Raw genomic sequence first — 13417 nt, forward strand, 5'->3', positions numbered from 1 at the left:
CTTACTGCTTACCGCACAGCGAGACCAGCTTCTGCTCTTCGTCGGAGAGGCTGGGGCCGGGTGTGGGAGTGGGTGCGGTCTTGGACTTGGAGGACGACGGTGCCGACGTCGACGGGTTCGGGGTCGGCGACGACGTGGCCTTGGACGTCAGAGAGGTCTTTGTGGTTCCCGTGGTCCCACCTGCCTCGCCCTCGCCGGTCTTGGCGTTGTTCTGGCTCTCGGAAGCACGGCGCAGGGCGTCCTTCTTACAGGCGGACGCCTGTACGGCGAGTTCGCTGACCTTCGACTCGGCGTCCTTGAGACCGCCCTCCGCGATGGTCGCCTTGACCTGCTTCTGCTGGTACGGCGGCAGGTACTTGAGTTCGATCTCGGGGTGGTCCTTCTGCACCTTCGAGAGTGAGACCCAGGCCAGGTCCTGGCTGATGCCCCGGTACAGGGCGACGTGCTCGCCGCTGGCGCCGACGTAGTACTGCGTCTGCGTCCAGCGGTAGCCACCGTACGTTCCGCCGCCGATGACGGCGAGGGCCAGCACGATGTAGAAGGATCTCTTCAGCCACTTGAGGCCGGTGCGCGGCTTGACGAAGTCCTCGTCCGAGTAGCTGCCGAAGCTGCCCGCGGGGACGTAGCCGGTGGTGTCGCCGGAGCCGGGCGGGCCGAACTCGCCGCCACCGCCTCCCTGCCCGGGCAGCTGGCGCCCCAGGTGCGAGGCGCGGCCCGCGGGCGTCTGCATGGCGCCGTTGTCGTGCAGCTGGTTCTGGTTCTCGGCGACCGCGCCCACCACGACCGGGGTGTCGGAGAGCTGCACGGCGAGGGTGTCACCTGCATCGATGTCGAGGACGTCGGCGACGATGACGGTGATGTTGTCGGGGCCACCGCCGCGCAGCGCGAGCTGGATCAGCTCCTGCACGGTCTCCTGCGGGCCCTGATAGCTGGCGAGGGTGTCCTCCATCGTCTGATGGGACACGACTCCGGAGAGGCCGTCGGAGCAGATCAAGTAGCGGTCGCCGGCGCGGACCTCACGGATGGAGAGGTCGGGCTCGACGTGGTCGCCGCTGCCCAGCGCGCGCATCAGCAGGGAGCGCTGCGGGTGGGTGGTGGCCTCTTCCTCGGTGATGCGTCCCTCGTCGACGAGGCGCTGCACCCAGGTGTGGTCCTGCGTGATCTGCGTCAGCACGCCGTCCCGCAGCAGGTACGCGCGTGAGTCGCCGACATGGACGAGGCCGAGGCGCTGCCCGGTCCACAGCAGGGCGGTGAGGGTGGTCCCCATGCCCTCGAGCTGGGGGTCCTCCTCGACCATCATCCGCAGCTGGTCGTTGGCGCGCTGCACGGCCGTGCCGAGCGAGGTGAGGATGTCGGAACCGGGCACGTCGTCGTCGAGCGCGACGATGGTCGAGATCACCTCGGAGCTGGCGACCTCACCGGCGGCCTGGCCGCCCATTCCGTCGGCGATCGCGAGCAGGCGCGGTCCGGCGTAACCGGAGTCCTCGTTGCCCTCGCGGATCATGCCTTTGTGCGATCCGGCGGCGAAGCGCAGTGACAGACTCATGCGCACCTCGCCCGTCGGCTCCGGGTACATCCGCACGGTGCCCACCCTCCGGTCGGGAGCGCGCCGGGGCCCGTCGTGTGGACCGCCGCTGCGTGCTCGCTCCGCTCGCTCATTGTCGTACTACTTCCGCAGCTCGATGACGGTCTTGCCGATGCGGATCGGCGCACCCGGCGAAATCGGTGTGGGAGTCGTCAGCCGGGTCCGGTCGAGATACGTGCCGTTGGTGGATCCGAGGTCCTCGACGATCCACTGGCCGTCGCGGTCCGGGTAGATCCTGGCATGCCTGCTGGAGGCGTAGTCGTCGTCCAGCACGATCGTGGAGTCGTGCGCACGGCCCAGGGTGATGGTCTGCCCCTGGAGCGCGACCGTCGTGCCCGTGAGGGTGCCCTCGGAGACGACCAGCTTGGTGGGAGCGCCACGGCGCTGGCGGCCGCCGCCGCTCGGCGGCGCCGCCTGCTGGCGCTGCTGTGGAGGCGCGGCCTGGCGGGCCGCGGCCGGCTGCTGCCTGTTGGCGTCCCGGCGCGAGCCGCGCTGTGTGACGCGCGTTCCGAACAGGTCGCTGCGGATGACCTGCACGGCCACGATCACGAACAGCCACAGTACGGCTAGGAAACCCAGCCGCATGACCGTGAGGGTCAGCTCTGACATTGCCCCCGCTTCACCCTTCGGCTTGCCGGTAAATGATGGTGGTGCTGCCCACGACGATCCGCGAGCCGTCGCGGAGCGTAGCGCGGGTGGTGTGCTGCCCGTCCACCACGATGCCGTTGGTGGATCCGAGATCCTGGATCGTCGAGGGCGTTCCGGTCCGGATCTCACAGTGCCGGCGCGAGACGCCGGGGTCGTCGATCCGCACGTCGGCTTCGGTGCTGCGGCCCAGCACCAGCGTCGGGCCGGAGATCTGATGGCGGGTGCCGTTGACCTCGATCCAGTGCCGGATACGGCCGCCGGACTGCGGGGCCGCCGGTGCGCCCGGCCGGTGGGCCGTGGGCGCGGGGCCGGGGCGCCCGCCGGGCGGCGGGGCGGAGGGCATGGGCGGAGCGCCCGCGGGGGCGGCCGGCGGATAGCCGTAGCCTCCCGCCATGGCTCCGCCGCGGCCCGCGGGCGGACCCGCGGGGGCGCGCTCGGGGGCCTGCTGGTTGCTGGTGGAGGCGAGCGTACGGCTGCGCACCCGGTACAGACCGGTGTCGAGATCGTCCGCCTTCTCCAGGTGGACCTTGATGGGGCCCATGAAGGTGTAGCGCTGCTGCTTGGCGTAGTCGCGCACCATGCCGGCCAGCTCGTCCCCGAGCTGGCCGGAGTAGGGGCTGAGACGCTCGAAGTCGGGCGTGCTCAGCTCCACGATGAAGTCATTGGGTACGACGGTCCGGTCGCGGTTCCAGATAGTCGCGTTGTTGTCGCACTCCCGCTGGAGTGCGCCTGCGATCTCGACCGGCTGGACCTCGGACTTGAACACCTTGGCGAAGGTGCCGTTGACCAGACCTTCGAGGCGCTGCTCGAACTTCTTCAGGACTCCCATGGGGCACCTCCTCCTAGAACTGCTTCCGTCCTGTGTACTGCTTGTACCGCTTCTGCCGCCGCCCGCTTGCTGACGTCTTCCTGGTACTGCTTACTGATCGTATCCACGCGCCGGGAAATCGGCTGGTTCCCCCTGTCGGCCCGGTCGACGGGTGTCGAAGCCCACTGAGGTCCTCTGCCGGATTCCCTGCACAGCTGCCCTTCGAACTCCTTATGCCAAGGATCGTAGAGGCGGCCGCAGACAAGTGTCCCGCACCTGACTGTGGACCCTGCCCGCCTCCAGGGGAGACGGGCAGGACCGGTACGAGGTTGATACGTGAACAAGCACACCCTGATACGTGGCGAGAGGGCGTCGGGTTCGAGGTGGTGAGGGGTGTGATGCCGGGGCCGGTGACCTGCGCCCGCTCGCTCTCCGTGCCCCCGGGAAAGCGATGTGAACCCACCCTCTCCAGCGTGCTAATCTTCTCGATGTCGGAAGGCGCCAGCACCGCAAGGGGCAGGAGCCGGAAGGCACACCCAATGCGCGGGTGGCGGAATAGGCAGACGCGCTGGATTCAGGTTCCAGTGCCCGCAAGGGCGTGGGGGTTCAACTCCCCCCTCGCGCACAAGCTGAAAGCCCCGCAGGTCTCAGACCTGCGGGGCTTTCGCGTTGTCGGGACCCGGGGCCCGGGGCGGGGCCTGATCGGTCGTGGTGGGTTGTGGCGGGTTGTGAGGAAGCTCTCAGGCCCGGGCGGGCTCAGGCGGCGAAGCGGTCCGCGAGTTCCTTGGCCTTCGCGGCGGCGTCCTCGTGGGCCTTGGCGCGGGAGGCCTCGGCGAGCGGGACCAGCTCGGACATCGCCGGGTTGTGCGCCGCCATCGTGAGCTCAGGAACGATGAACTCCAGTTCGAGGCCGAGCGCGTCGCTCAGGACGGCCTTCAGGTAGTTCTGCACGTACTCGTAGGGCTCACGCGGGGTGCCCGGCGCGTACGAGCCGCCGCGGCTGGCGATGACCGTTACCGGGGTGCCCGTCACCTTCGAGTTCTCGTTCGCGGCGGTGCGGCCCATGAGGATCACGTTGTCCAGCCACGCCTTGAGCGTCGACGGGATCGCGTAGTTGTACATCGGTGCGCCGATCAGGACCGCGTCGGCCTGCTCCAGCTCCGCGATGAGCTTCTCGCGCTCGGCGAACGCGGCGGCCTGCCCGGGGGTGTGGGTGGCCGGGTCGGCGAAACCGGCGGTGTGGGCGTCGGCGGTGATGTGTGGCACCGGGTTCGCGGAGAGGTCGCGGTAGATCACCGTGCCGTCCGGGTGCTGCTCCTGCCATGCCGTGCGGAAGGTCTCCGCGACGGCGCGCGACGCGGACGCCGCGCTCGGGAACACGGACGAGTCGATGTGGAGAAGGGTGGCCATGGGGGGGCTCCAGAAAGGTTGCCAAATAAAGGGGTGGGTGGTCAGGGCACGGTCCGTGCTTCCGCCCGGGTGTGGTCAGCAGCACTGCGTACTGGACTATAGATAACACAGCTACTTACTTTTTTTCATCCCTATGTGGGGCGCCAGTACGCTGGGGGCATGGCGGTCCAGGAGAGTCACGAGCAGCAGGCGCACCAGCAGCCGTGCGCGCGTGTCGATGACGGCATCACGCGCGTCTTCCAGCTGCTCGGCAAGCGCTGGACAGGTCTGATCGTGGCCGTGCTGCTGGAACGGCCCGTCCACTTCGCCGAGCTGCGTCGGGCGATCCCCGGCATCAGCGAGCGCATGCTCTCGGACCGGCTCACGGAACTCGCCACGGCCGGGCTCGTGGTGCGCGAGGTCGACGAGGGACCGCCGCTGCGGGTGGCCTACCGGCTGACGACCGCCGGCGCCGCGCTCGAAGCCTCACTCGGGGAGCTGCGGACCTGGGCCGGGGTGTATCTCGCGGAGGACGGGCGGTGTCCGGAGGAGTTCCGCACGTGAGGCACCGGACCTCCGGGCGCAAGGCGTAGGCGTAGGTGTTCCGGGCGTAGGCGTAGGCGTAGGCGTAGGCGTTCTGGGCGTAGGGCGGAGGCGTTCCGGGTGTCGGGGATCCGTCGATCGGTGGGCCGGTGGGCCGGTGTGCTTTCGGCACGGGGTTTTCCACAACCGCGGAGTTGTCCACAGGGTCTGACGCGATTTCGCCGGCCGGTTGTACGGTCTGCACGAGTTGATGTTCGCGTGACGTTCGGGCGGCTGCTTGTGCAGCGGGGGAGGCGGTCGCAGTGACCGAGGTCGGTTCAGAGGCGGTTGGTTCGGAGACGGTCGGTTCGGAGGCTGGGGCGGCGGCCGTCGCGGCCCGGGCGGCCAGGATTCCCCCGGTGCGGGGGTTCGCGTCCCGGACCGCGCAGAGCGGCTCGCCCAAGGAAGAGGGCAAGGCGCTGCGCCGCCGGGTGCCGCGCGCCGCGCACGCCGAGCTGGCGCTGGACGTCGACCGGCCGGACGCGGTGACCGCGGTCGAGGAGTCCAACCGCGGCAGACTCCCCGAGCTCACCCCGATCCGCGTGGGCAGGATGGCGGCCACGCCCTTCGCCTTCCTGCGCGGCGCGGCCGGCCTCATGGCGTACGACCTCGCACGCACCCCCATGACAGGCATCGCCGCCCAGATCTGCGGCGACGCGCACGCGGCGAACTTCGGTCTGTACGGGGACGCGCGCGGCGAGCTGGTCATCGATCTCAACGATTTCGACGAGACGGCGCACGGCCCCTGGGAGTGGGACCTCAAGCGCCTCGCCACCTCGCTGGTGCTCGCCGGGCGCGCGGCGGGGGCGGACGAGGACAGCTGCCGGAAGGCGGCGCACGACACGGCGGGCGCGTACCGCCGCACCATGCGCCTGCTCGCCAAGCTGCCGGTCCTGGAGGCGTGGAACGCCATCGCGGACGAGGAGCTCGTCTCGCACGCGGACGCGCACGATCTGCTCGGCACGCTGGAGCGGGTCTCGGAGAAGGCGCGGGCGAACACCAGCGGACGGTTCGCGGCGAAGTCGACCGAGCCGGTCGAGGGCGGCGGCCGCCGCTTCGTGGACGCGTCACCGGTGCTGCGTCGCGTTCCGGACGCCGAGGCGGCGGCGGTGGCGACCGCGCTGGAGGAGTACCTGACGACGGTGTCGGAGGACCGCCTGCCGCTCCTCGCGCGCTACGCGGTGCACGACGTCGCGTTCCGCGTGGTGGGCACGGGCAGCGTGGGGACCCGCTCGTACGTGGTGCTGTTGCTGGACCACCGCGGCGAACCCCTCGTCCTCCAGGTCAAGGAGGCCCGCCCCTCCGCCCTGGTCCCCCACCTGTCGACGGCGGGCCACGCCGTGGCCGATGTCGCCCACGAGGGCCGACGCGTGGTCCTCGGCCAGAAGCGCATGCAGGTGGTCAGCGACATCCTGCTGGGCTGGACGACGGTCGACGGCCGCCACTTCCAGGTACGGCAGTTCCGCAACCGAAAGGGGAGCGTCGACCCCGGCGCCCTCGCCGCCGACCAGATCGACGACTACGGCCGCATGACCGGCGCCCTCCTGGCCCGCGCCCACGCCCACAGCGCCGACCCCCGCCTCATCGCCGGCTACTGCGGCAAGAACGAGGAACTGGACGAGGCGATGGCGGCATTCGCCGTGGCGTACGCGGACTGCACGGAGAAGGACCACGCGAAGCTGGTGGAGGCCGTGCGGGGTGGCCGGATCGCGGCGGAGATGGGGGTCTGAGGGGGAGGCGCGGGCAGATGTTGGTGCGGCTGGTGCTGGCGATGGCAGATGCGGGCGCGGCTGGTGCGGGCGGAAGCGGCAGGCGCACCGTACGGGCGCGCTCGGCGGGGTCCGGCGGGTCGTGTCTTAGGCTGGGCGGGTGACGACGCCCGAAGCCGAGCAGACCGAGTCCGATGCCGCCGCCGAGGAGCCGCAGGAGCGGTCCGGCGAGAGGGACGGCCAGGCGCAGGAACCGTCGGGCGGTGACGCCGTGACCGGGGATGCTGTGACCGGTGACGCCGTGGCTGGTGATGCCGTGGCCGGTGACGGGGCGGGCGAAGGTGCCCCGGGCGGGGCGGCCCAGGGTGAGCCGAGGCCCGAGGAGCGGCTCGAGCGGGCCGTGCGGGTGGCCGAGCAGGCACTGATCGAGTTCGAGATCGCGGTGGAGACCTTCCGCGTCGAGGTCGAGAACTTCTCGCGGCTGCACCACCAGAAGCTCGGCCCGATGTACGCGCGCCTCGACGAACTGGACGCGCAGATCGCCGAGGCGCGGGCTGCCCGCACCGGCGATCCCGAAGACATACGCAAGGCCGACGAGGCCCGTGCCCGGGTGATGCCGATGCCGGGCGTCGAGGAGCTGTTCCACGGCTGGATGGACTCCGACGGGCTGTTCCCCGAGGCGGCGGCGATGCTCACCGAGCAGCCCGTACGGCCGCCGCAGCGCGTCCGCCCCAGCGAGGAGGCCCGCAAGCTCTACCGCGAACTCGTCCGCAAGGCCCACCCCGACCTCGCACAGGACGACGCCGAGCGCGAGCGGCGCGACGAGTTCATCTCCCGGGTCAACGCCGCGTACGGCCGGGGCGACGAGGCACTGCTGCGTGAACTGTCCGACGAGTGGGCCGCGGGCCCCGTCCCCGCGGAGTGGAAGCCGAGTCGCAGCGAGGAGCTCTACGCCCGCCTCGAATGGCTCGCCCAGCGCAAGGAAATGCTCACCTTCGTCGCCCGGGAGCTCGAGGAGAGCGCGATCGGCGCGATGCTCAAGATCGCCCCTGACGACCCCGACCGCCTCCTCGAGGAAATCGCCGAGCAGCTCCTGGCACAGGTCGCCGCACGGGAGACCGAGCTGGCGGAGCTGGCTGAGCTGGAGGAGGGCTGACGGGCTCGGGCCGTCCAGGTGCCGCCGTCAGGTAGCGTCGGGGTATGAGTTTCGGAGCTGCTGTGCCCACGGTCGGGGTCGCGGACCTCGCGGACGGAGACTTTCTGCTGGACGTCCGGGAGGACGACGAGTGGGAGGCCGGTCATGCCGAGGGGGCGCTGCACATCCCCATCAGCGATTTCGTGGCGCGCTACGGCGAGCTGACCGAGGCCGCGCCGCAGGACGGCCGGGTCCACGTGATCTGCCGCTCCGGCGGACGTTCGGCCCAGGTCACGATGTACCTGGCCCAGCAGGGCATCGACGCGGTGAACGTCGACGGCGGCATGCAGGTCTGGGCAGCAGCGGGCCGCCCGGTCGTGGACGACAAGGGACAGCCGGGCTTCGTGCTCTAGCCGGAGCCGAGGCCCGAGCCGGGTCTTGAGCCGAGGCCCGAGCCGGGGAGCCGGGCAGCGCGGAGTTTCCCAAGTCCGAGCTGCTCGCGCGCGTCCATGCCGTGCCCTTCTGTCCTGCCTCGCCGTGCGTCCGTCGTGCGCCAGACCTCACCCAGGCTTCCGCCCCGGCTCCCGGCCCTCACCCCAGTGGATGCGCCGCCAGCAGATCACCGAGCGCCTCCTCGTGCGCGGGCGCAGGGCCGAGCGACAGTTCGAGATGTTTGGCCCAGGCGTGATACCGGTGCAGCGGATAGTCCGTGTCGGCGCCGAAGCCCCCGTGCAGATGCTGCGCGGTCTGTACGACCCGCCGTACCCCTTCCGACGCCCAGATCTTGGCCACGGCCACATCCCCGGCCGCCGGCAGCGCACCCCCGGCTCCCGTGCTGATCCGCCATGCCGCCTGCCACAGTGTGGCCTCCATCGCGCGCAGGTCGATGTACCGGTCGGCGGCCTGCACGGCGACGGCCTGGAACGTGGCGACCGGGAACCCGAACTGCTCCCGCTTGCTCGTATACGCGCTGGTCATCCCGAGCACCCCCTCCCCGAGCCCGAGCGCCAGCGCACATGTGCCGGTGGCGAGCAGCTCGCGCAACCACTCCCACGCCCCGTCGGCGCCGAGAACGTACCGCTCGGAGACCCTTACCGACTCCAGCCGCAGCTCACCCAGCCGCTCCCCGGTGGTGGAGATCTGCTCGGCCAGGACGACCCCCTCGTGCACGCGGGGTACGAGCGCGAGTACGGCACGGCCCGTGTCGTGGGTGTGCGCCGGTACGACGACGAAGTCGGCGTTGTGCGCCCAGGGCACCGCGGTCTGTACCCCGTCCAGGACCCACGACGCGGCACCGTCCTGCCGTGCGGTCACGGCGAGTTCGGCCGGGTCGTGCCCGGTGCGGCCGTTCGCGGCGACCGTCAGCACCAGCTCTCCCCGGCCCGCCTGCGCCAGCAGCTGCCCCTTCAACTCCGGGCTCCCGTAGCTCTGTACGGCCATCGCCGCAGCGGTGCTCTCCAACAACGGAACCCGGGCCAGCACCTTCGCCGACTCCCGCAGCACGAGGCAGAGGGCAATGGCGTCGAGGCCGACGCCGCCGTACTCCGCGTCGAGCGGCAGGCTCAGCAGATCCGCGTCTGCCAGCCGCGCCCACAGCGCCCGGTCGAAGTCGTCGGCGACGGAGCCCGCGGTCAGTGACGGACTCGGCACTCCGTCCGGCGCGACCCCGGCGAACACGGCCTTCGCCGCCTCGACCGCCGCCTGCTGCTCCTCGCTGAAGGTGAAGTCCACGGTCCCGCCCCTCTCCACGCCCACCGGTCACTGGTCGCCGTCACTGGTCACCGGTCCACCGGTCCATCGGGCCGGCGACCAGGCCGCAGGCCCGATCGGACGACCTGATCTGACGGAGCGTCAAGATAGAACAGGTTCTACAAGAAGGGAACGGCAGGGAGGCACCGAGCGGACCTCACCGGTCGAAGTCCAACTCCACCTTCTCCGTGGCCGGATGCGACTGGCAGGCCAGTACGTACCCCGCCTCCGTCTCCTCCGGCTCCAGCGCGAAGTTGCGGTCCATCCGGATCTCGCCCGAGACCAGGAAGGCCCGGCAGGTCCCGCACACTCCGCCCTTGCAGGCGTAGGGCGCGTCCGGCCGGTTGCGCAGCACCGCCTCCAGGAGCGACTCGCCGTCCTGGACGGGCCACGTCCCGCCTCGTCCGTCGAGCCGCGCGGTCACCGTGCTGTGCGTGGGGGCCGGCCCCGCGGGCACCGTCGCCGCCCCGCCGTCCACGTGGAATATCTCCTCGTGGACACGGGAGCGCGCCACACCCAGTCCGCGCAGCGCCCGCTCCGCCCCCTGCACCAGTCCGAACGGCCCGCACAGGAACCATCCCGCCACCCGGTTTACGGGCAACAGCGCCGGAAGCAGCTCGGTGAGCCGCTCCTGGTCGAGCCGCCCCGACGGCAGCCCCGCCTGCTGCTCCTCCCGGGAGAGCACCGTCACCAGCTGGAACCGCTCGGGGAAACGGTCCTTGAGGTCGGCGACCTCCTCGAGGAACATCGTGGAGGCGGACGTCCGGTCGCTGCGTATGAGACAGAACCGCGCGCCCGGCTCCCGGGCGAGCAGTGTCGTCACGATCGACAGCACCGGTGTGATCCCGCTGCCGCCCACCACCGCGGCGTACAGCCCGGGCGCGGGCTCCAGCGTGAAGCGTCCGGCCGGCGTCATCACCTCGACCTCGTCGCCCGCGGCGATCTCCTTGAGCGCGTACGTCGAGAAGGACCCGCCCTCGACCAGGCGCACCCCGACCCGCAGCGTCCGGGGTCCCTCGTCGGCGGCCGCCGGTGCCGGGGAGCAGATCGAGTAGGTGCGCCGTATCTCCGTGCCATCGGCCGTGCGGCGCAGCGCCAGGTGCTGGCCGGCCGCGTGCCGGTATTCCTCGCGCAGCGCCGGCGGCACGGCGAAGGTCAGGGCCACGGAGTCGTCGGTGAGCCGGTCGACCGCGGCCACCGGGAGCGGGTGGAAGCGGGCCATCACAACTCCTTGAAGTGGTCGAACGGTTCGCGGCAGGCCAGACAGCGGCGCAGCGCCTTGCACGCGGTGGACGAGAAGCGGCTGAGCAGCTCGGTGTCGGCCGATCCGCAGTGCGGGCAGCACACGGGGTCGGGCACCGGCGCGAGCTCGGGGGGGCCGGCGACCGGACGGGACGTACGCGTCGGGCCCAGCTCCACCGCCACCGGCTCCTTCGGCCCGGACGCCTGCCGTACGCGCGGCGGCGCTATCCCGAACTCCCGCAGCTTGCGACGGCCTTCGGCGGAGATGTCGTCCGTCGACCAGGCCGGGCTGAGCACCGTGTGCACGGACACCTTCCGCATGCCGTGCTCGCGCAGCACGCGCTCGATGTCCGTGGACATCGCCTCTATGGCCGGGCAGCCGGTGTACGTCGGGGTCAGCTCGACCTCGACCGAGTCCGTGCCGCGTACGTGGACCGCCCGCAGTACGCCCAGCTCCTCCAGGGTGATCACGGGCAGCTCGGGGTCGGGCACGGACCCCGCGAGCCTGCGCAGTTCCTGTTCGAGGGCGGTGTCCGTCACCATGACGCCCCCGGGTGGCTGCGGTGCAGATGCTGCATCTCGGCGAGCATCCGCCCGAAGGGTTCGGTGTGCAGTCCTTGGCGTCCCGCGCCCGCCGTCCACGCCCCGTACTGCGGCCCCTCGGGGAGCTCCAGGGTGGCGCGGCGCAGCACGTCGCCGACGGACTCCAGCCAGGCGGACTTCATCCCGTCCCAGTCGACGTCCACCCCCTCGACGGGCTGGAGCATCTCACCCGTGAACCGCCACAGCGCCCCGCACGCCTGCCGCATCCGCTCATGACTGACCTCGGTGCCGTCGCCGAGCCGCAGCGTCCACTGCTCGGCGTGGTCCTGGTGGTAGGCGACCTCCTTGACCGCCTTGGCCGCGAGACCGGCGAACTCGCCGCTTCCGGCCGCCAGTTGTCCGTACAGCAGCCGCTGGTACGTGGAGAAGTACAGCTGGCGGGCGATCGTGTGCGCGAAGTCGCCGTTCGGCTGCTCCACCAGCTGGAGGTTGCGGAAGGCGCGCTCCTCACGGAGGTAGGCCAGCTCGTCCTCGTCGCCGGCCATCGACAGCAGCACGCGGGCCTGGCCCAGCAGGTCCAGCGCGATGTTGGCGAGGGCGACCTCCTCTTCGAGCACGGGTGCGTGCCCCGCCCACTCCCCCAGTCGGTGGGAGAGCACCAGGGCGTCGTCGCCGAGGGCCAGGGCGGCCGCGGTGTGCACGGTGACGGTCACAGGTGCTTCACCCCTTCCGGGATCTCGTAGAACGTCGGGTGCCGGTACGGCTTGTCCGCGGAGGGCTCGAAGAACGGGTCCTTCTCGTCCGGCGAGGACGCGGTGACCGCGGTGGACGGCACAACCCAGATCGACACGCCCTCGCCGCGCCGGGTGTACAGATCGCGCGCGTTGCGCAGGGCCAGCTCGGCGTCCGGTGCGTGCAGGCTGCCGGCGTGGGTGTGTGACAGGCCCCGGCGCGAGCGCACGAAGACCTCCCACAGGGGCCATTCGTTGGTCGTCATCTCACGCCTTCCCTGCCGTGGTGTGCTTGCCGGCGTATGCGGCCGCCGCGTCCCGTACCCAGGCGCCCTCGTCGTGCGCCCGCTTGCGCTGGGTTATCCGCTGCTCGTTGCACGGGCCGTTGCCCTTGAGGACCTCGCGGAACTCCGTCCAGTCGATCGGGCCGAAGTCGTGGTGCTCCCGCTCCTCGTTCCACCTCGGCTCCGGGTCGGGGAGCGTCAGGCCGAGCGACTGGGCCTGGGGCACGCAGATGTCCACGAAGCGCTGGCGCAGCTCGTCGTTCGAATGGCGCTTGATCTTCCAGGCCATCGACTGCGCGGAGTGCGCGGACTCGTCGTCGGGCGGGCCGAACATCATCAGGGACGGCCACCACCAGCGGTCCACCGCGTCCTGCGCCATCGCGTGCTGCTCGGCCGTCCCCCGGCTGAGGGCCAGCAGCAGCTCGTACCCCTGGCGCTGGTGGAAGGACTCCTCCTTGCAGACGCGGACCATCGCGCGTGCGTACGGCCCGTACGAGCAGCGGCACAGGGGGACCTGGTTGGTGATCGCGGCGCCGTCCACCAGCCAGCCGATCGCGCCGACGTCCGCCCAGGTGAGCGTCGGGTAGTTGAAGATCGAGGAGTACTTCTGGCGGCCCGAGTGCAGCTTGTCGAGCAGCTCGTCCCGGCCGGTGCCGAGGGTCTCCGCCGCGCTGTACAGATACAGCCCGTGACCCGCCTCGTCCTGGACCTTCGCCATCAGGATCGCTTTGCGGCGCAGGGAGGGCGCGCGCGTGATCCAGTTCGCCTCCGGCTGCATGCCGATGATCTCGGAGTGCGCGTGCTGCGCGATCTGCCGGACCAGCGTGGAGCGGTAGGCGTCGGGCATCCAGTCGCGTGGCTCGATGCGCTCGTCGGCCGCCACGGCGGCGTCGAAGGCGGCCTCGTACGCCGTCGCGCGCGCGGACTCCTCCAAAGGCGCGCCCGCGCCTGCCGTCCCGTCCGCCTGTGCGCGGGCCGTCTGGTGCGCTGCTGCTGTCGCCATGCGGTCCCC

Annotated in this window: 14 protein-coding genes and 1 tRNA gene; 5 read left to right on the plus strand and 10 right to left on the minus strand. The window is 71.1% G+C overall.

Annotated elements, in window-relative coordinates:
* Position 1 precedes the first annotated feature (1 nt).
* From GTY58_RS22730 to GTY58_RS22740, 3 genes are all read right to left on the minus strand, one after another.
* Entirely contained in the window at positions 2–1576 is a 1575-nt protein-coding gene (locus GTY58_RS22730; RefSeq protein WP_171033225.1) for a Stp1/IreP family PP2C-type Ser/Thr phosphatase, read from the minus strand.
* A 90-nt stretch (positions 1577–1666) separates the two neighbouring features.
* Positions 1667–2194, minus strand: a complete 528-nt coding sequence (locus tag GTY58_RS22735) for an FHA domain-containing protein (RefSeq protein ID WP_010985767.1) — start codon at positions 2192–2194, stop codon at positions 1667–1669.
* 10 nt (positions 2195–2204) lie between these two features.
* Positions 2205–3062, minus strand: coding sequence for a DUF3662 and FHA domain-containing protein (locus GTY58_RS22740; protein WP_010985768.1), 858 nt, complete (start codon positions 3060–3062; stop codon positions 2205–2207).
* Positions 3063–3582: 520 nt separating this feature from the next.
* Here GTY58_RS22740 and GTY58_RS22745 point away from each other — a divergent pair.
* Positions 3583–3666, plus strand: a tRNA-Leu gene (locus tag GTY58_RS22745).
* 131 nt (positions 3667–3797) lie between these two features.
* On the opposite strand, the gene GTY58_RS22750 is transcribed toward GTY58_RS22745, so the two are convergent.
* Positions 3798–4451: an NAD(P)H-dependent oxidoreductase gene (locus GTY58_RS22750; protein ID WP_010985769.1), complete on the minus strand. Its 654-nt coding sequence runs from the start codon at positions 4449–4451 to the stop codon at positions 3798–3800.
* Between the two features lie 159 nt (positions 4452–4610).
* Here GTY58_RS22750 and GTY58_RS22755 point away from each other — a divergent pair, with 159 nt between their 5' ends.
* The 4 genes from GTY58_RS22755 to GTY58_RS22770 all read left to right on the plus strand — a co-directional run bounded on the left by GTY58_RS22755 (position 4611) and on the right by GTY58_RS22770 (position 8269).
* Entirely contained in the window at positions 4611–4994 is a 384-nt protein-coding gene (locus GTY58_RS22755; RefSeq protein ID WP_037647743.1) for a helix-turn-helix domain-containing protein, read from the plus strand.
* A 281-nt stretch (positions 4995–5275) separates the two neighbouring features.
* Positions 5276–6742: a DUF2252 domain-containing protein gene (locus tag GTY58_RS22760; protein WP_010985771.1), complete on the plus strand. Its 1467-nt coding sequence runs from the start codon at positions 5276–5278 to the stop codon at positions 6740–6742.
* 295 nt (positions 6743–7037) lie between these two features.
* Positions 7038–7877, plus strand: coding sequence for a hypothetical protein (locus tag GTY58_RS22765; RefSeq protein WP_010985772.1), 840 nt, complete (start codon positions 7038–7040; stop codon positions 7875–7877).
* Between the two features lie 62 nt (positions 7878–7939).
* Complete coding sequence (locus GTY58_RS22770) at positions 7940–8269, plus strand: rhodanese-like domain-containing protein (RefSeq protein WP_010985773.1); 330 nt, start codon at positions 7940–7942, stop codon at positions 8267–8269.
* A gap of 178 nt (positions 8270–8447) precedes the next feature.
* Here the strand turns inward: GTY58_RS22770 and GTY58_RS22775 are convergent, their stop codons facing one another.
* The 6 genes from GTY58_RS22775 to paaA all read right to left on the minus strand — a co-directional run bounded on the left by GTY58_RS22775 (position 8448) and on the right by paaA (position 13408).
* Positions 8448–9587: an acyl-CoA dehydrogenase family protein gene (locus GTY58_RS22775; protein WP_010985774.1), complete on the minus strand. Its 1140-nt coding sequence runs from the start codon at positions 9585–9587 to the stop codon at positions 8448–8450.
* A 175-nt stretch (positions 9588–9762) separates the two neighbouring features.
* Positions 9763–10827: a 2Fe-2S iron-sulfur cluster-binding protein gene (locus tag GTY58_RS22780; protein ID WP_010985775.1), complete on the minus strand. Its 1065-nt coding sequence runs from the start codon at positions 10825–10827 to the stop codon at positions 9763–9765.
* Positions 10827–11390 carry a 1,2-phenylacetyl-CoA epoxidase subunit PaaD gene (gene paaD / locus GTY58_RS22785; protein ID WP_037647747.1) on the minus strand — a complete coding sequence of 188 codons (564 nt, stop codon included), beginning with the start codon at positions 11388–11390 and terminating at the stop codon, positions 10827–10829. Before paaD ends, GTY58_RS22780 begins: the two co-directional genes overlap by 1 nt.
* Positions 11384–12103, minus strand: a complete 720-nt coding sequence (gene paaC / locus GTY58_RS22790) for a 1,2-phenylacetyl-CoA epoxidase subunit PaaC (RefSeq protein ID WP_010985777.1) — start codon at positions 12101–12103, stop codon at positions 11384–11386. The genes paaD and paaC overlap by 7 nt, the downstream gene beginning before the upstream one ends.
* Complete coding sequence (gene paaB / locus GTY58_RS22795; protein ID WP_010985778.1) at positions 12100–12387, minus strand: 1,2-phenylacetyl-CoA epoxidase subunit PaaB; 288 nt, start codon at positions 12385–12387, stop codon at positions 12100–12102. The genes paaC and paaB overlap by 4 nt, the downstream gene beginning before the upstream one ends.
* A 1-nt stretch (position 12388) precedes the next feature.
* Positions 12389–13408 (minus strand): 1,2-phenylacetyl-CoA epoxidase subunit PaaA, encoded by a 1020-nt coding sequence (paaA, locus tag GTY58_RS22800; protein WP_010985779.1) that lies wholly within the window; start codon positions 13406–13408, stop codon positions 12389–12391.
* Between the last annotated feature and the right edge of the window lie 9 nt (positions 13409–13417).

The sequence above is a fragment of the Streptomyces sp. SID5469 genome (assembly GCF_009862865.1).
In the GTDB taxonomy this organism is placed as follows: domain Bacteria; phylum Actinomycetota; class Actinomycetes; order Streptomycetales; family Streptomycetaceae; genus Streptomyces; species Streptomyces avermitilis.

Bases quoted from the DNA above. Each gene is read 5' to 3' on its own strand.
- GTY58_RS22755 (WP_037647743.1), top strand. From the start codon at position 4,611: ATGGCGGTCCAGGAGAGTCACGAGCAGCAGGCGCACCAGCAGCCGTGC.
- GTY58_RS22730 (WP_171033225.1), bottom strand. From the start codon at position 1,576: ATGTACCCGGAGCCGACGGGCGAGGTGCGCATGAGTCTGTCACTGCGC.
- paaA (WP_010985779.1), bottom strand. From the start codon at position 13,408: ATGGCGACAGCAGCAGCGCACCAGACGGCCCGCGCACAGGCGGACGGG.
- GTY58_RS22735 (WP_010985767.1), bottom strand. From the start codon at position 2,194: ATGTCAGAGCTGACCCTCACGGTCATGCGGCTGGGTTTCCTAGCCGTA.
- GTY58_RS22750 (WP_010985769.1), bottom strand. From the start codon at position 4,451: ATGGCCACCCTTCTCCACATCGACTCGTCCGTGTTCCCGAGCGCGGCG.
- paaB (WP_010985778.1), bottom strand. From the start codon at position 12,387: ATGACGACCAACGAATGGCCCCTGTGGGAGGTCTTCGTGCGCTCGCGC.
- GTY58_RS22780 (WP_010985775.1), bottom strand. From the start codon at position 10,827: ATGGCCCGCTTCCACCCGCTCCCGGTGGCCGCGGTCGACCGGCTCACC.
- GTY58_RS22740 (WP_010985768.1), bottom strand. From the start codon at position 3,062: ATGGGAGTCCTGAAGAAGTTCGAGCAGCGCCTCGAAGGTCTGGTCAAC.
- paaD (WP_037647747.1), bottom strand. From the start codon at position 11,390: ATGGTGACGGACACCGCCCTCGAACAGGAACTGCGCAGGCTCGCGGGG.